The 16,963-nt window shown below is 64.6% G+C and carries 14 protein-coding genes and 1 riboswitch; of the genes, 8 read left to right on the forward strand and 6 right to left on the reverse strand.

What is annotated here, in order from left to right:
* Positions 1-7: 7 nt before the first annotated feature.
* On the reverse strand, positions 8-1,783 hold the full coding sequence (locus tag EMQ25_RS01625; protein WP_127186807.1) for a thiamine pyrophosphate-binding protein: 1,776 nt from the start codon (positions 1,781-1,783) through the stop codon (positions 8-10).
* A 109-nt stretch (positions 1,784-1,892) separates the two neighbouring features.
* On the opposite strand from EMQ25_RS01625, the gene EMQ25_RS01630 reads away from it, so the two are divergent.
* From EMQ25_RS01630 to EMQ25_RS01650, 5 genes are all read left to right on the forward strand, one after another.
* Entirely contained in the window at positions 1,893-3,323 is a 1,431-nt protein-coding gene (locus EMQ25_RS01630) for an aldehyde dehydrogenase family protein (protein ID WP_127186808.1), read from the forward strand.
* Positions 3,324-3,401: 78 nt separating this feature from the next.
* A complete protein-coding gene (locus EMQ25_RS01635; RefSeq protein ID WP_127186809.1) occupies positions 3,402-3,875 on the forward strand; it encodes a MarR family winged helix-turn-helix transcriptional regulator in 474 nt (157 codons plus the stop codon).
* 98 nt (positions 3,876-3,973) lie between these two features.
* A complete protein-coding gene (locus tag EMQ25_RS01640) occupies positions 3,974-5,155 on the forward strand; it encodes a phosphoserine transaminase (protein ID WP_127186810.1) in 1,182 nt (393 codons plus the stop codon).
* Between the two features lie 129 nt (positions 5,156-5,284).
* Positions 5,285-6,868 (forward strand): phosphoglycerate dehydrogenase, encoded by a 1,584-nt coding sequence (serA, locus tag EMQ25_RS01645; protein WP_127186811.1) that lies wholly within the window; start codon positions 5,285-5,287, stop codon positions 6,866-6,868.
* Between the two features lie 14 nt (positions 6,869-6,882).
* Entirely contained in the window at positions 6,883-7,131 is a 249-nt protein-coding gene (locus tag EMQ25_RS01650; RefSeq protein WP_127186812.1) for a hypothetical protein, read from the forward strand.
* Between the two features lie 12 nt (positions 7,132-7,143).
* Here the strand turns inward: EMQ25_RS01650 and EMQ25_RS01655 are convergent, their stop codons facing one another.
* Positions 7,144-8,085: a DMT family transporter gene (locus tag EMQ25_RS01655; RefSeq protein ID WP_127186813.1), complete on the reverse strand. Its 942-nt coding sequence runs from the start codon at positions 8,083-8,085 to the stop codon at positions 7,144-7,146.
* 154 nt (positions 8,086-8,239) lie between these two features.
* Here EMQ25_RS01655 and EMQ25_RS01660 point away from each other — a divergent pair, with 154 nt between their 5' ends.
* Positions 8,240-9,529, forward strand: coding sequence for an adenylosuccinate synthase (locus EMQ25_RS01660; RefSeq protein ID WP_127186814.1), 1,290 nt, complete (start codon positions 8,240-8,242; stop codon positions 9,527-9,529).
* A 46-nt stretch (positions 9,530-9,575) separates the two neighbouring features.
* Positions 9,576-11,723 carry a hypothetical protein gene (locus EMQ25_RS01665; protein WP_127186815.1) on the forward strand — a complete coding sequence of 716 codons (2,148 nt, stop codon included), beginning with the start codon at positions 9,576-9,578 and terminating at the stop codon, positions 11,721-11,723.
* Positions 11,724-11,768: 45 nt separating this feature from the next.
* Here EMQ25_RS01665 and EMQ25_RS01670 read toward each other — a convergent pair whose 3' ends face one another.
* Genes EMQ25_RS01670 through thiB form a run of 3 tightly spaced genes read right to left on the reverse strand, consistent with a single transcriptional unit; the run spans position 11,769 to position 15,013 of the window.
* The gene (locus EMQ25_RS01670; protein ID WP_158625914.1) at positions 11,769-12,422 is read right to left on the reverse strand and encodes an ATP-binding cassette domain-containing protein; all 654 of its coding nucleotides are present in this window, start codon (positions 12,420-12,422) and stop codon (positions 11,769-11,771) included.
* Positions 12,406-14,022, reverse strand: a complete 1,617-nt coding sequence (locus tag EMQ25_RS01675; RefSeq protein ID WP_127186817.1) for an ABC transporter permease family protein — start codon at positions 14,020-14,022, stop codon at positions 12,406-12,408. The genes EMQ25_RS01670 and EMQ25_RS01675 overlap by 17 nt, the downstream gene beginning before the upstream one ends.
* On the reverse strand, positions 14,006-15,013 hold the full coding sequence (gene thiB / locus EMQ25_RS01680) for a thiamine ABC transporter substrate binding subunit (protein ID WP_127186818.1): 1,008 nt from the start codon (positions 15,011-15,013) through the stop codon (positions 14,006-14,008). Before thiB ends, EMQ25_RS01675 begins: the two co-directional genes overlap by 17 nt.
* 82 nt (positions 15,014-15,095) lie before the next feature.
* A riboswitch (TPP riboswitch) is annotated at positions 15,096-15,194 on the reverse strand.
* Between the two features lie 33 nt (positions 15,195-15,227).
* Between thiB and EMQ25_RS01685 the strand changes: the two genes are divergently transcribed.
* Entirely contained in the window at positions 15,228-15,926 is a 699-nt protein-coding gene (locus EMQ25_RS01685; protein ID WP_244606473.1) for a thiamine diphosphokinase, read from the forward strand.
* Positions 15,927-15,974: 48 nt separating this feature from the next.
* Here EMQ25_RS01685 and rpoH read toward each other — a convergent pair whose 3' ends face one another.
* On the reverse strand, positions 15,975-16,859 hold the full coding sequence (gene rpoH / locus EMQ25_RS01690) for an RNA polymerase sigma factor RpoH (RefSeq protein ID WP_127186820.1): 885 nt from the start codon (positions 16,857-16,859) through the stop codon (positions 15,975-15,977).
* Between the last annotated feature and the right edge of the window lie 104 nt (positions 16,860-16,963).

Genomic DNA, 16,963 nt, shown 5'->3' on the forward strand with positions numbered 1-16,963 from the left:
CCGGGGCTCAGTCGAGCGACGTGATGACTTCGATGACGGCGAGGTGGCCGGCCTTCACGGCCGCGACGCCTTCGGCGAGCGCCGCATCGAGTTCCGCCGGATCGGTGACCACAGGCCGTGTCCAGGCGCCAAATGAGCGGGCGACGCCCACCAAGTCAACATCGGGGTGATGGGTGCGCTGGCCGACATGCGCGTTTTGTGCCGCGCGTCCACGAACATGCGCCACCTCGCGCTGGTGCAGTTCGTCATTGCCCCAGGAGCGGTTGTTCATGATCACCATGAGAAGCGGCGTTTCGTGGTGAACACCCGACCAGATGGCGCCCGGCGTCATCATGAAATCGCCATCGCCGATGATTGCAACGGGCAATACGCCCGTGCCCTTGAGGCCCATGGCCGCGCCGATCGCGGCGCCCGGTCCATAGCCGACGCCCCCGCCGCCATCGCCGCCCAGATAGTCTCCCGCACCGGAAAATTCCCAGTACCCATCTTTCCAGCTGCGGTGGTTGCGTACCACGAGCCGCCATTTCTCTCCGCGCACCGCGTCGAAGACCGACTGGGTGAGGCGCTCCATCGCGATCGGATTATCGGTCGAGCGCTTCGCCAGCGTGTCGCGGTGGGCCGCTGCGATGGTGTCGTGGCGTTTGGCGAGGGCATGGCGGCGGTCGGTGATGGCCCGGCTCTCCGCCCCCTGAGCGATCCGCGCCTCCACGGCGCTGACGATCAGTTTCAGCGACAGGAGCGGATCGGCGATCAATTGACGGTCGATCGGCGGGGTGGGGCCGCCGAAGCGCGACCAGGAATTGCCGAAATAGTCGTTGAGCGAAACATCGATCACCGTGGCGCCGGCAGCCCCTGCGCCCGTTCCCATGATCGCGGACCGTCCGGCCGAATAGCCGACCGTCGCGAGCGTCAGATCCTGCACGTCGAGCGCGAGGATCAGGTCTGCCTCCTTGCGGATGGCCTTGTCGCCGTTGAGGTTCTGGGGGTGCCGGGTGGGAAAGCAGACCGTCACCCGATCGTCGAGATAGGCGGCGCCGGTCAGTTCCACGAGGCGCACGAGTGGCGCGGTGACTTCCGGATTGATCCCGAAGCGCCCGCCCACAATGAGTGGCATTTCGGCTGAAAGCAGCGCCGCGGCGATCTCCTCGACCAGTGCGGGGTCGGGATGGATCGGCGCCGGTGCCTGATAGCGGGGGAGGGTGGCGCCGGTCTCCAATCCCGGCTCGACCACGATCTCCTGAAGGCCCGCGTCGAGCGAGACATAGGTGGGGCCCATCGGCGCGGTCATGGCCTTGCGATGGGCACGGAGCATGGAATCGAGCGCGCCTTCTAGCGTCACCGGCTCGTCGGTCCATTTCACGTAGGGGCGGACCAGATCTCCCTGGGTGTTGGCAGAATGCGCCCAGTCGATGAAGCGCCTGTCCTTGGGATCGGCCGGTCCGCTCCCCCCGATGATCACGAGCGGGGTCTGGTCGCAGAAGGCATTGAAGATGCTCATCGAGCCGTTCATGAGCCCGACGAGGTTATGGAGGATGACGAAGCCTGGCCGACCGGTCGCCTTGGCATAGCCATGGGCCATTGCGACTGCGATCATCTCATGGGTCACGAGGACGATCTCCGGTCGCTCATTGCCCAGATAATTGACCAGCGAATCATGGATGCCGCGGAAGCTCGAGCCGGGATTGATGAAGACGTATTCCGCGCCCAATTCCCGGAGCGCCGTGACCATCACATCCGATCCATAGAGCGCCTTGCCCGAATGCGCTTCGACCTGCCGTTCCATGATTCCGTGTCTCCCCCATCTGGCCCGTCGTCCGACCGGCACTTGCCTGCTTGCGTATTACGTAATACGTAATCTCAAGTGTGTAAACTTTGTCGTGAGGGTTGGGGCGATGGGCAATGCGCTGCGGTTTTACATTGATGGGTCCTGGGTCGACCCGGTGTCCCCTACAAGTCTCGAGGTCACCAACCCGGCGGACGAAACGCTGGCCGGCACGATCAGCCTCGGGTCCGGCGCCGATGTCGACAGGGCGGTGATCGCCGCGCGGCGGGCGTTCGAGCATTTCGGCTTCGGGCCGAAGGCCGAGCGCGTGTCGCTCCTGCGGCGGATCGTCGAGGTCTACGAACGCCGCTATGAGGAGATCGCGGAGGCGATCACCCTCGAAATGGGCTCGCCCATTAGCTTCTCGCGCTCCGTCCAGGCGCATTTCGGGCGGGAGCGCTTCAAGCAGGCAGCTGACCTGCTCGAAGCCTATGATCTCGAGCACATGGTCGCCTCATCGCGCATCATTCGCGAGCCAATCGGGGTCTGCGGCTTCATCACGCCCTGGAACTGGCCGATGAACCAGATCGCCTCCAAGGTTGCCTATGGTCTTGCCGCGGGGTGCACCATCGTCTGGAAGCCGAGCGAAATTTCGCCGCTGAGCGCCATCATCCTGACCGAAATCATCGAAGAGGCAGGGGCGCCGGCGGGGGTCTTCAACATGATCCAGGGCGACGGCCCGGGCGTCGGTGCGGCCCTTGCCAGCCATCCCGATATCGACATGATCTCGTTCACCGGATCGACCCGCGCGGGCGTGATGGTCGCGAAGGCCGCCGCGGATACTGTCAAGCGCGTCCATCAGGAACTTGGCGGCAAGTCCGCGAACATCATCCTGCCTGACGCGGATCTCGAAACTGCGGTGCGCGACGGTGTGCTCCGATGCTTCACCAATACCGGCCAGTCCTGTCAGGCGCCGACCCGGCTGCTCGTGCAGGAAGATCAGCTGGCCGCCGCGGTTGAGATTGCCCGCAAGGCTGCCCTTTCGGTGCGGATCGGCCATCCGTCCGATCCCGAAACCAAGATGGGGCCGCTGGTGTCGGCCATGCAGTTCGCCCGGGTGCAGGAGATGATCGAGGCCGGTATCGCCGAGGGGGCGACGCTCGTTGCGGGCGGGCCAGGGCGTCCGAAGGGGTTCGACAAGGGGTATTACGTGTCCCCGACCGTCTTTTCGGACGTCCGCAACGACATGCGTATCGCCCGGGAGGAGATTTTCGGTCCGGTTGTCGTCATCATCGCCTACCGCGACGAAGACGAGGCGATCGCGATCGCCAATGACAGTGAGTATGGGCTTGCCGGCTACATCGCGTCACGTGACGTGGAGCGGGCGCGGCGCATTGCGCGGCGCATCCGCGCCGGGCGGATCTACATCAATATGGCTCCGCCGCGCGGCGATGTACCATTCGGGGGATACAAGAAGTCCGGCAATGGCCGCGAGCAGGGCGTGTTCGGCTTCGAGGATTTCCTCGAAGTGAAGGCCGTGCTCGGGTACGAACCGGCCTGAGGGCGCTTGCGGCCTCCGGTATGGTCCTCCACCGCCTTGCGTGCTAACCGGCCTCAGATTGCGGTCGGAGGTGCAGGCATGGCGCAGGATGACATGAAAACGGGCTCCCCCGAGATTGGGCTCGGGGTGCTGCTGCGTCGGGCCAATCGAAGCTTTGCCGCGGTTATCAGCGCAAATCTCGCGAGGCACGGCATCACCCACAGCCAGTTCCACCATCTGAGGCGGCTCTGGGAGCAGGACGGGCTGAGTTCGAGCGCGCTGTCGGACCTCGTCGAGGTCAAGAAGGCGACCTCCACCAAGATCCTCGATGCCCTGGAAACGCAGGGCCTGATCCGACGCGAGCGCAGTGCTACCGACCGGCGCAAGGTGCATGTCTTTCTTACCGAAAAGGCGAGGGCGCTGGAGCCGGTGCTGAGCGAATGCGCTCGGGATGCCAATCGTCAGGCCGCGAGCCGGCTGAGCGGGCAAGAGCTGGTCGAGCTCTACCGCCTGCTCGGCCTGGCGGTGGAGGGGCTGGGCGCTGTCGTGCCGGGCGAGGAGGAAGACGAGTAAGCTCAACGATCGCTCTTGACGCCGCCTTTGGGCAGGCGTATCTGCGGCCTCAGGACACCTTGCCCTAACGCAAGGCAATCGACCTGGGAGGGTCGCTCATGACCGAGACTATGACCGCGCCGGCGGTGAAACCGGCTAATCCCAATTTTTCTTCGGGTCCCTGCGCGAAACGTCCTGGCTGGACGGTCGATGCGCTGGCCAATGCGCTCGTGGGGCGCTCGCACCGCTCCAAGCCGGCCAAGGCCCGCATCCAGGAAGCGATCGCGCTGACGCGCGAAGTGCTCGAAGTGCCCGCCGACTACCTCATCGGCATCGTTCCCGCCTCCGACACCGGGGCCGTCGAGATGTTCATGTGGTCCGCGCTCGGCGCGCGGGGCGTGGACATGCTGGCCTGGGAGAGCTTCGGGGAAGGCTGGGTCACCGACGTCGTCAAGCAGCTGAAGCTCGACGATGTGCGCACTCTGAAGGCGCCCTATGGCGAACTGCCCGACCTCAATGCGGTCGATTTCAGCCGCGACGTCGTCTTCACCTGGAACGGCACCACTTCGGGCGTACGGGTTCCTAATGGCGATTGGATCCCGGCCGACCGCGAAGGGCTCACCATCTGCGACGCGACTTCGGCTGCATTCGCGCAGAACCTCGACTTTTCCAAGCTAGACGTCGTCACCTTCTCCTGGCAGAAGGCGCTAGGCGGGGAGGCCGCACACGGCATCCTCATCCTCTCGCCACGTGCCGTGGAGCGGCTCGAGACCTTCAAGCCCGATCGGCCCCTGCCCAAGATCTTCCGCCTCACCAAGGGCGGCAAGCTGATCGCGGACATCTTTGAAGGCGCAACGATCAATACCGTCTCCATGCTCTGCATCGAGGATGCGGTCGATGCCATGCAATGGGGCAGGTCGATCGGCGGGCTTTCGGCCATGCAGGCCCGGGCCGACGCCAATTTCGCGGCGATCGACGCGTGGGTCGCCAAGACCGACTGGGTTGACTTCCTCGCCAAGGTCCCGGCCGAGCGCTCCAACACCTCGATCTGTCTCGTGATCACCGATCCCGAGATCACCGCGCTGCCCGAAGACAAGCAGGCGGCTCTCGCCAAGGCGATGGTCTCGCGGCTCGACAAAGCAGGCGTGGCTTACGACATTGGCGGCTATCGCGATGCGCCGACCGGGCTCCGGATCTGGGCTGGCTCGACCGTCGAGACCTCCGACATCGAAAAGCTGCTGCCGTGGCTCGACTGGGCGTTCGCTGCCGAAAAGGCTGCGATCCTCGAGGCTGCCGCCTAGCCTTCATTACCGCTCGACACGATCCCGGCCAGGGCCGGGATCTCTTTTCCGGATCGCACGACTGCCGCCGGCCGAAACCGGCCCGGCGCGGGCGATCGATATGACGTCACCCATTTCAAGGAGGGCGGAATGCCCAAGGTTCTGGTTTCCGACAAGCTCAGCCCGACCGCCGTGCAGATCTTCAAGGACAATGGCGTCGAGGTCGACTACCTGCCCGATCTCGGCAAGGACAAGGACAAGCTGCTCGAGGTGATCGGCCAGTATGACGGCCTCGCCATTCGTTCGGCCACCAAGGTCACCGAGAAGATTCTTTCGGCCGCAACCAACCTCAAGGTGATCGGGCGCGCCGGTATCGGTGTGGACAACGTCGACATCCCCGCCGCGACCGCCAAGGGCATCATCGTGATGAACACGCCCTTCGGCAATTCGATCACGACGGCCGAGCATGCCATTTCGATGATGCTCTCTCTTGCCCGGCAGATCCCCGAGGCCGATGCATCGACGCGCGCCAGCAAGTGGGAAAAGAACCGCTTCATGGGCGTCGAGGTCACCAACAAGACCCTCGGCATCGTCGGGGCCGGCAATATCGGTTCGATCGTCGCGGACCGTGCGCAGGGGCTCAAGATGAAGGTGATCGCGTTCGATCCCTTCCTCTCGCCCGAACGTGCGCTGGATCTGGGCGTCGAGAAGGTCGAACTCGAGGAACTCTTCGCCCGCGCCGATTTCATCACCTTGCACACCCCGCTCACCGAGCAGACGCGCAACATCATCTCGGCCGATGCATTCGAGACGATGAAAAAGGGCGTGCGCATCGTCAATTGTGCGCGCGGCGGGCTGATCGACGAGGCGGCGCTGGCCGAGGCGCTGAAGTCCGGCAAGGTTGCGGGCGCGGCGCTCGATGTGTTCCTCGAGGAGCCGGCGGTGGACAATCCACTCTTTGGGCTGCCCAACGTCATCTGCACCCCGCATCTGGGTGCTTCGACCACCGAAGCCCAGGAGAACGTGGCGCTGCAGGTGGCCGAACAGATCTCGGCCTATCTGATGACGGGCGAGATCACCAATGCGCTCAACTTCCCCTCAATTTCCGCCGAGGAAGCGCCGCGGCTGACGCCGTTCGTCAAGCTGGCCGAGATGCTGGGCAGCTTCGCCGGGCAGCTGACCGAAACCTCGATCAAGGGGATCCGCGTCGAATATGAAGGTGCGGTTGCCGCGCTCAACACCCGCCCGATGACCGCCGCTGCGCTCACCGGCGTGATGAAGCCGCTGCTTGCGGACGTGAACATGGTTTCGGCCCCTGCCATCGCCAAGGAGCGCGGCATCCAGGTCGAGACGGTCAATCGCGAGCAGCAGGGGGCCTACGAGAGCTACATCCGGCTCACCGTGATCACCGAGCGCCAGGAGCGCAGCGTTGCCGGTACGATCTTCGGGAATGGCAAGCCGCGCGTCATTCAGGTGAAGTCGATCAACATGGAGGCCGAACTCGCGCCGAACATGCTCTACATCACCAATGAGGACAAACCCGGCTTCATCGGCCGGCTCGGTACGCTGCTCGGCCAGCTTGGCATCAACATCGCCAACTTCAACCTGGGCCGGCTCGACGTTGGGTCGGATGCCATCGCGCTCGTCACGATCGACGGCGTGCTCGATGAGGATCAGCTCAAGCAGATCACCGCGCTCGAGGGCGTCAAGCAGGCCAAGTCCCTGCGGTTCTGAGACCGGCGGGCGGGATGAACCTCGAAGCGGTCGCGGCGGGCCTGGCATTCTTGCTGTCTGCGCCACTGGGGGTTCTGATCGGCTGGCAGGTCTGGCGCAACTGGCGCTCGGGCGAGATACCCGAGCGCAGCGGCAGCAGGATCCGGAGGCGGCGTACTCCGCGATCCTTCGCCTTCTGGTTCACCCTCGAGGCGTTCGGTTTTTTCGGCCTCGTCGCGGTCAGCCTGTATTCGCTCTATCGTTTCGTGGCCGCGCTCTTTTGAGCGCGGCCACATTCATTTGCGGGCTGCCCATTCGGCCAGCACGATACCGCAGAGGATGAGGATGCCGGCCACCATGTGGAAAGGCATCAAGGCCTCACCCAGGATGAGAATGGAGCCGAGCGCGCCGAAAAAGGGAATGAGATTGATGAAGAGGCTCGCCCGGTTGGTGCCGATGAGCTCGATGCTCCTCACATAGAACATCTGCGAGATGATCGAGGGGAAGATCATCGTGTAAAGGACGATGGCCCAGCCGGTGGGGGTAATGGTGGGCAGGGCGGCGATGAAGGCTCCGAACCCGCCCCCGAGAATGAACTGGAAGACGATCGAGGCAATGAGCGCGCCCAGGAAGGTGAAGACGAGGAAGCTCAGCCAGTTTGTCGCCGGCCTGAAGCGAAGCGTCAGCGAATAGACGGCGTAGCCGAAGCTCGCGATGATGACCAGCAGGTCCCCGAAATTGATGTCGAGTTCGAGAAGGCGCGAAAGCTCGCCATGGGTGGCGGTGATCGCGACACCGAGGATCGTCAACGCCACGCCGACAAGCTGGAGCGCCCGCACCCTGATCCGGAAGATGGCGAAGTTCAGAATCATGACGAAGATGTTGACCGCCACCTGATCGAGCGCGGTGTTGACCCCGGACGTGTAGTAGGCGGCGCCATAGACCAGGACGTTAAAGAGCGCGTATCCCAGCGCGCCGTAGAAGAAAAGCAGCCACCATTTCTCGCGCAGGACCGGCCAGTCCCGCCGGACCGGTCCGATGGCGAAGGGCAGGACGGCCAGCAGTGCGCCGCCCCAGCGCAGGATCATCAACGCGTAGGGGTCGATGTGCCCGACCGCCGCCTTGCCTGCGACGACATTGCCGCCCCAGAAGGCCGTGGTCAGCAGCAGCAGGAGATAGGGGCTGGAAAACAGGCCCTCGAGTGGGCTCTGCGGCTTAACAGGGCGGGGAATCGTCATCGAAGCTCTTGTGATCGTCGGGCTCCCGACTTATCAGCAATTGGCCATGGGGCAAACGCGCCCCTGGCTTTAGACGCGCGCCCGGAATTGCGGCGCGACGGACGCATCCGGCCTGGTTCCGGATGCCAATGCTGTCGTCCAGGGGATGAAATCAATGGCGAATGTGGTGGTCGTCGGCTCGCAATGGGGCGACGAGGGCAAGGGCAAGATCGTGGACTGGCTCTCGGAGCGCGCCGACGTCGTGGTGCGCTTCCATGGCGGACACAATGCCGGCCACACCCTGGTGATCGATGGGGTCAGCTACAAGCTCGCCCTGCTGCCCTCCGGGCTCGTGCAGGGCAAGTTCTCGGTGATCGGCAATGGCGTGGTCGTCGATCCGCACCATTTCGTCGCCGAACTGGAAAAACTGCGCGCGCAGGGCGTGACGATCACGCCCGAGGTGCTGCGCATTGCCGACAATGCGCCACTGATCCTCTCGCTGCACCGGGAGCTCGACGGTATTCGCGAAGACGCCACCGCGGGGCTGAAGATCGGGACGACGCGGCGCGGCATCGGGCCGGCCTATGAAGACAAAGTGGGCCGCCGCGCCATCCGGCTCGTCGATCTCAGCGAGCCCGAGACCCTGCTGCCCAAGATCGAGCGGCTCCTCACCCATCACAATGCGCTGCGGCGCGGCATGGGCCTGCCCGAGATCGAGGCCCAGGCGATCTATGATGAACTCACGACGATTTCCGACCAGATCCTGCCCTTCATGGACCAGGTCTGGCGGGTGCTGGACGACAAAAGGCGCGAGGGCGCGCGCATCCTCTTTGAGGGCGCCCAGGGCGCGCTCCTCGACAATGACCATGGGACCTATCCTTTCGTCACCTCGTCCAACACGGTTGCGGGACAGGCGGCTGCGGGCTCGGGCCTCGGGCCTACCGCCATCGGCTATGTGCTCGGCATCACCAAGGCCTATACGACCCGGGTCGGGGAAGGTCCATTCCCGTGCGAGCTCGATGACGACATCGGGCGGCACCTGGCGACTGTGGGGCGCGAAGTGGGCGTCAACACGGGCCGCGCGCGCCGCTGCGGCTGGTTCGACGCGGTACTCGTGCGCCAGACTGTTCGCACTTCGGGGATTACCGGCATTGCGCTGACCAAGCTCGATGTGCTCGACGGCCTCAAGCAGATCAAGGTCTGCGTGGGCTATGAGCTCGAAGGATCACGCATTGATTATTTGCCTGCCTCAATGGGGGCACAAGCCGCTGTTAAGCCGATCTACGAGACGCTTGAGGGCTGGTCGGAAACGACTGCAGGCGCGCGCAGCTGGGCAGACCTGCCCGCGCAGGCCGTCAAATATGTCCGCAGGATCGAAGAGCTGATCGGTGCGCCGGTGGCCATGCTTTCCACGAGCCCGGAGCGCAACGACACCATATTGGTGCATGACCCGTTCCAAGACTGAGTTTTTTTGCTAAAACAGCGCAGCACATTGTGAGTTTTCGTAGCGAATGGCGGATTACAAAGAGCTGCTGAGACGGGCAGTCGAAGCATTGCCCGAGAACAACGGCGCCGCGCGCCGCGCCGTCTACGAGAAGGCGCGTGCCGCCCTCGTGGGGCAATTGCGGGCGATCAACCCGCCGCTGGCGGCTCGTGACATCACGGCCCACCGGCTGCAACTCGAAGACTGCATCCGGCAGGTGGAGCAGGAAGCCAGCGAAGCGGTGATCGCCGGCATGGGCCAGGCCCATCAGGAACCCCGCCGCTCGGCGCCACCACCGCCGCCCGCCCCCGCCTTCGTCGATGCGCCAAAGGCCCGCGCGGCAGCCTCCCGGCCTGAACCCAAGCCGGTCGCCGCGCCCATCGTATCGCCCAAGCAGGCCGATCCCGCCTCAATTGAAGCGATCATCGCAGCGGCCGATCTGACCGAAATGGAGCCGACGCCGATCGCGGCCCGGGCGAACCCAGCCAACAAGATCGTCCCCAAGGCGCAGCCCCCGGTGCCGGCTGAAATCGAAGAGGACGAAGCGCCTGAAGAGGAGCCGGTTACCCCTCCTGTACCGCTTCGCAATGGCGGCAAGCCCGTGCCTTCGATCGTTGCGCGTGCGGAGGCGGCCAAAGGGCGCCCGGCGACCACCGTGTTCGCGATACCGTCGGACAAGCCTTATGACGCCGGACGGCGTGGGCCGAGTTTCGAGCCGCGCCGCGATGCCGTTGCGCTCAATGGCGGCCAGGCGGCGATGCGCAAGCCGGACGTCGAGCCCGGCTATGCCGAGCCGGAGGCCGTTTCGCCGGCCATGTCGAGCGTCCGCGAAGTTGAGGTCGAGCAAACCAATTCGGATCCGCAAGGCGCCATTGACCGCGCCATTGCGGCCCTCGATCGCGAGGCCCGGGGCGAGAAGGCGGATGCCGAACCGGTCGCTGAGATCGCCATCGATCGCGACGAAGTCACGCCCGTTGCGGCGCCCAAGAAGGGGCTGTTCAGCCGGAACAAGGCGCCCGATATTGCGCCGGAGCCGCCGCTCGCACGCAAGGATGACAAGCCAAAGCGTGAGGAGAAGGCAGAACGGCCGGAGAAGCCATCACGGCCGGAGAAACCGGCTCGCGGCGCCAAGCGCGGCCGTGGTGAGCGCGGCGCGCCGGTCGGCGACGCAGCTTTCCCGCGCGCCCGGCAGGAGACCGAGCGCGGCGGCATCGGCGCTGTCACGATCTTCCTTCTGATCTTCATCGTGCTGCTTGCAGGTGCCGGGGGTGCCGGCGTGTGGGCGTGGCGGGAAGGTTATGTCGATCTCGACGCCATGTTCGGCCGAGGGCAGGTGGTGGAAGAGGCCAGCGTCCCCGAGATCGAGCCGGGTACGCCCGCGCCGGTGCTCGAGGCAATAAACGACGTCGCCTCGACCCCGCCCGTCGAGCCGCCTCCGGTGCTGCCAAGCCAGGAGCGGCTGCCCAGTATTCCCAATGGCAGCGCCGCGACGGCCGCCCCCAATGCAGATTCGCCCCTTGCCCTTGCGCCGCAGGCGCCCGGTGCGACGGCGCCCAATGAAGAGCGCCTGCCCACCGACGATGGCGCGGCAACGCCTGCCGATCCCCAGGTGGCAGCGCTTCCTGAAGTCAGTGCCGGCAGCCAGTCGCTGCTGCTCGAGGCCGCCGAAAGCGGACAGACGGGCGCCGTGCCTTTTTCGGGCACCGTCGAGTGGAGCCGCGGCACGGACGAGACCGGGGCGCCCACGCTCGTCGGGAGCGCTTCGATTCCGGCGCGCAATCTCGGGGTCGACCTTCTCATCCGCCGCAATGCCGATCCGGCGCTGCCCGCAAGCCATCTGATGGAGATCAATTTCTCCGTAACCGACAGCTTCATCGGCGGTTCGATCGCTGGATTGCCCGGGGTATTGCTGAAGAACGAGGAACTCGTGCAGGGCACGCCGCTGATCGGTGCGTCCGCCCGTGTCGTGGGCAATTCGTTCCTCTTTGCCCTCAGCGCAACGCCGGATGACACGACGACCAACATCAATCTGCTCACCGGACGCAAATGGATGGACCTTGCGCTGATCTATGCGACCGGGCGGCGGGCGATCATCACGCTCGAAAAGGACGCCGAGGCAGAAGCGCTCTTCACCGACGTGTTCGACACTTGGGCCGACAGCGCTTCGGCGCAGTAGACCAACCGAGCCTCGAGAGCCGCCGGACCCATCCGGCGGCTTTTTCTATGGCGCCGCCATGGTAGAGGGCACGAGTTCCCCATCCCTGATGGCATAGGTCTGGCGGGCAAGGGCTGCGATATCGTCTTCATGGTGGCTGACGAGGATCGTCGTCCAGCCGCGTTCCGCCGTCAGCCGCGCGATGAGCGCCCGCATCCGAGCGCGGTTCTCGTCATCGAGAGCGGAAAAGGGTTCGTCGAGCAACAGCAGCGGTTTGTCACGCAGGAGCGTCCGCGCCAGTGCGACGCGCTGCTTCTGGCCACCCGAAAGCGTCGATGCGCGCTGACGTTCGAGCCCAGCGAGCCCCATGTCCGCGAGTGCGCGGGAGACCGCCCCCCCGCGTTCTGCGCGCGGCGTATTGCGGGGAAGGCCCAAAGCGACATTCGCTCCGGCGCTCAGATGATCGAAAACCGCGTCCGATTGGAAGAGGATCGAGAGCGGTCGGCGTTCCGGCCGGGGCGGCAGGAGGTCTACACCGTCGAGCTTGATTGCTCCACTGCTGGGCCTCAGGAAACCGGCGATCAGGTCGAGGAGGGTCGACTTTCCCGATCCGCTCGGACCCGAGATGGCGGTCACCTCGCCCGGAGCCGCGCTCATCGAAAAGCGATAGGGCGTGCCATTTGCGCCATGGCTAAACCTCACATCATCGAGAACGAGCATTTGCAATCCATGCGAAGAGGCGGGGCAGGGCGAGAAAGGCAAAAAGGGTAAGTAGGAGAATAAGGGCCGCGATAACCGCCGCATCATTGGTGCGATAGGCGCCGAGCGCGCGCACCATCAGCAGGGGCAGGGTCGAAAAACTATCCGTGCCGAAGAGGGAGATGACGCCCAGATCGCCGAGCGAGAAACAGAAAGCGAGCGCAAAGACGACGCCCATGTCGCGGGCGAGCAGGGGCCATTCGAGCAGTTGGAACTGTCGGAAACCGCCGATGTCGAGTGCGCGGATGAGCCGGCCCCTGCTGCTTGCAAGTGCTTCGAGCGGTGGCCCAAGGGTTGCGATCGCGAATGGAAGGGCGAGCAGGGCGTTGGCGAGCACGAGGACGATCGGCGCCGCACGGGTGGGCGAAACGCCCATGTCCCTCACGAAGAGGAAGAACCCGAGGGCGAGGACGATTGCGGGTACGGCAAGATAGGCGAAGGCGGGGAGCCCAAGCACAAGCTTCAGCCACCTGTCTGTCGCTGCGGCGCGGCCGAGGCCGAGCGCAAGCGCCAGCGCCAGGGTGAGGGTGGCAGAGGCAAGCCCGATGGCTACCGAAGCAATGGCTGCGCTCCAGAAGCTGCTGCTGGCAATAACGCGGCCAAGGCCTGGTCCCAGCCCATCGACGATAACGACGATGAGCGGGAGGGCAAATGCCCCAAGCCCCAGGCCGAGGACCAGCCATTGCAGAAGCCGGGCCATGGTCCCGTCCGCCCAGGTCTGAGCACGCGAGGGGCCCGTCGATGCCGGAACGGGGGAGAGGGCTGTGGTCGCAAGGATGATGCCCGAACACACGATGATCTGCACGAGGGCGAGAACGACCGCGCCGCGGAGGTCGAAATCGAGCCTCACGGCCGAGTAGATCGCGACTTCGAGCGTCTGGTTTGCCGGCCCGCCGCCGAGCAGCAGGACGATGGGAAAGCTGGTGAAGCAAAGAAGGAAGATGATCGCCCCGAGCCCCGGCAACGTGCCGCGGAGCATCGGCCAGTCGATAATGCGGAAACGCTCGAACGCACCGAGCCCGAGGCTCTGCCCGGTCTTGAGGCGCGCCGCTGGAATGGCGTCGAGGCGGGCGAGGAGGATGCGCGCGGCAAATGCGCCGTTCAGCGTCACATGAGCAAGAAGGATGCCGCCAAGCCCGAAGATCGGGTTGCCTATCCCCGTGTCCAGAAGCGCTTCGAGCGTGCGGTTGATCCAGCCATTGCGTCCCCAGATGGTGAGAAGACCGAAGGCCACGACGACGCCCGGGGTGACGATTGCGGTAGCAAAAAGCGCGATGACGAGATCACGGCCAAAAAAGCGCAGCCGGTTGAGCGCCCAGGCAATGAGCAGTCCGACGAACAGCGACAGGGCAGTCGAAAGCCCGGCCTGGATGGCGCTCATGCGCAGGAGATGAGGGATATCGACGCGCAGCGCTGCGCTCTCTCCTTCCGCCCCGGCGGCGCGGAGAATGGACGACAGAACCAGAATGACGAGGCCCAGAATGGCCAGCGACAAGCCCGCCCCGGCGGCGAGCCGGAACGGGCGATACGGACGCGAGAGCCGCTCAGCGGATGGCGGCAAGGGCCTGCTCGATCCAGAGCCGGCTGTTGGCAGTGACGGCGTCTTCGTCGAGGGCCAGGATCGTTTCGGGCTGCGCTTGTGCGGTGAAGGCCTCGGGAAGCGCGTCCCCCAGATCGACCACCGGATACATCCAGTTCGTCGTCGGGATCTCCGCCTGGCCTTCGGGCGAGGTCAGATAGGCGAGGAAATCGCGCGCCAGATCCTGCTGGTCGGAGGAGGCGAGGATGCCGGCCACTTCCACTTGGGGCAAATGGCCTTCGGAGAATTCCGCATAGGCGAAGCGATCGTCATCTTCGGCCACCGCGTGATAGGCGGGCGATGTGGTGTAAGAGAGGACCATGTCCGCTTCCCCGGAGAGGAAGAGGTTATAGGCCTCCGACCAGCCGCGCGTCATGGTGAGAATATGCGGGGCAAGGCCGGCCCAAATTTCAGGCGCACGCTCGCCATAGGCCGCCTCGATCCACAGCAGGTGCCCGAGACCCGGCGTGGATGAGCGCGGATCCTGAACGACAATCTTGAAGTCGTCCGGCAGCGCGATCAGTTCTTCAAAGGATGTCGGCGGTTCGGGCAGCGCTTCGGTGTTGTAGACATAGGCGAAATACCCGTAGTCGAAGGGGACGAACTGCGCGTCGGTCCACTCGCTGGGGAGCACCAGGCCGCTCAGATCAAGCCCGTGCTCCGCAAAGAGCCCCGTTGCACGGGCCTCCCCCGCAATCGCCGTGTCGAGGCCTACGACGACGTCCGCTTCGGTCGCCGCACCTTCGAGTTGGACGCGGCGAAGAACCGCAATGGCGTCGTCCGTGCCCAGGAAGTCAATGGTGCAGGTGCACTGGGCTTCAAAGCCTGCCTTCAGTGCCGGGCCTGGGCCCCATTCGGAGGCAAAGCTGTCATAGGTGTAGACGGTGAGACGGGGCAGGTCCTGCGCGACGGCGTAGGCGCCGCCGGCAAGGGTGAAAGCGACCGCAAGCGTGGTGCGGGTCAGATCGAGCATGGCTCTACCTTCCTCATGGAATGGCTGGCATTCCCGTTGCGGCCATGTGAGAAGGTGATGCGTCAATGGTCGAGGGCACGTGCCCTTGCCATCTCGAACTTCCTCCGCCAGCATGACCTGGTTCAGGTTCAATGGGTATTTCTCAGTTTCGGGCAGGCCCGAAACACCCCAGCGAGACAACCCCAGACTTAAATAGAGTTGGTAAGCCTTGCAAGTGCCCGCATCGGAGCGGATCGGTCCGCCGCTGCTGAGTTTTTCGCGAACGCTCGTCATCGTGGGCGGCGGGCGGGTCGATTTCGACATTCTGGCCGGTCTGGTCGCGAGCGGGGCCCATATGGTGGGTGCCGACGGAGGTGCTGACCTCATCGCGCAGGCCGGCGTGGTGCCCGATGCCATCATCGGAGACCTCGATTCGCTCGCCGACCCGCAAGGTTGGGCAAGGCGGACACGCGTGATCCACGTCGCCGAGCAGGAGACGACGGATTTTGAAAAGGCTCTCTACTGCACGCGCGCACCGGTGACCGTTGCGCTAGGCATGACCGGCGGGCGCTTCGACCATACGCTGGCGGCGCTCGACGCGGTATTGAGGCATGCCCATGAACGGGCGCTCATTCTCGTCGATGAAGAGGACGTGGCGCTGGCCGCGACGGGTCCGGTACGGTTCACCGTCGGTCGCGGGGAACGGATCTCGATCCATCCGCTGGGACCCGCGCGGTTTCTCGGTTCGGAGGGGCTCGACTATCCGCTACAAGGCGTGGAACTGAAGCCAGGTGGGCGCACGGGCACCTCGAACGTCGCGACCAACGGCACGTTCAGCATCGAGCCCGAGCCCGGTGCCGCTCCGTACCTCCTGATCTTGGGCCAGCGCAATCTGATGGCCCTGATCGAAATGGCAGGGCAGAGCGCAAAATAATGGCCCGGCGCTTTCCAGCGCCGGGCGTGAATTTCAGCCTCTAGACGGTTAGGCGTCTTCGCGGAACCGGGTGCGCGCCGCTTCCTTGACCGCATCCTGAACCTTTTCGAAGGCGCGGACCTCGATCTGGCGGATGCGCTCACGGCTCACATTGTATTCCTGCGCGAGCTCCTCGAGGGTGGAAGGATTCTCCTTCAGCCGCCGGGCCTGGAAGATCGCCTTCTCGCGGTCGTTGAGGTCGCCCATGGCGTCCGATAGCAAAGCCATGCGCTCGTTGAACTCCTCGGAGTTCCCGAGCACCGTCTCCTGATCCGGCGTGTCGTCGACCAGCCAGTCCTGCCATTCGGACGTGCCTTCATCGGCCCGCATCGGGGCGTTGAGCGATGCATCGCCGGAAAGGCGCTGGTTCATCGAAACGACGTCGTCCTCCGACACCGAGAGGGTGGTCGCGATGTGCTTGATCTGGTCGGGATGCAGGTTGCCGTCTTCGAGCGCCGCGATCTGTCCCTTGATCTTGCGCAGATTGAAGAACAGGCGCTTCTGGGCAGCAGTCGTGCCGATCTTAACGAGCGACCATGACCTCAGGACATATTCCTGGATCGCAGCGCGGATCCACCACATCGCATAGGTCGCGAGCCGGAAGCCCTTGTCCGGCTCGAACCGCTTGACCGCATGCATGAGCCCCACATTGCCTTCCGAGATCACCTCGGAAATCGGCAGGCCATAGCCACGGTAACCCATGGCGATCTTGGCCACGAGACGCAGGTGCGACGTGATCAGACGTTGGGCAGCTGCAGGATCCTCGTGCTCGCGATACCGTTTGGCGAGCATGAATTCTTCATCCGGCTCCAGCATCGGGAACTTCCGGATTTCCTGTAGATACCGGCTGAGGCCGCCATCGGAACTCAGCACGGGCAGATTTGACTGGGCCATAATGCACCCCTTTCCCCCGCAAGCGGGCAGAGCGACCCCATCATGTCCTGGCGGCACATGCAGGATCATGAACATATATAGGTCAGATTCCGGCGATGATAAGA

It is taken from the genome of Arsenicitalea aurantiaca, from assembly GCF_003994485.1.
In the GTDB taxonomy this organism is placed as follows: Bacteria; Pseudomonadota; Alphaproteobacteria; order Rhizobiales; family Devosiaceae; genus Arsenicitalea; species Arsenicitalea aurantiaca.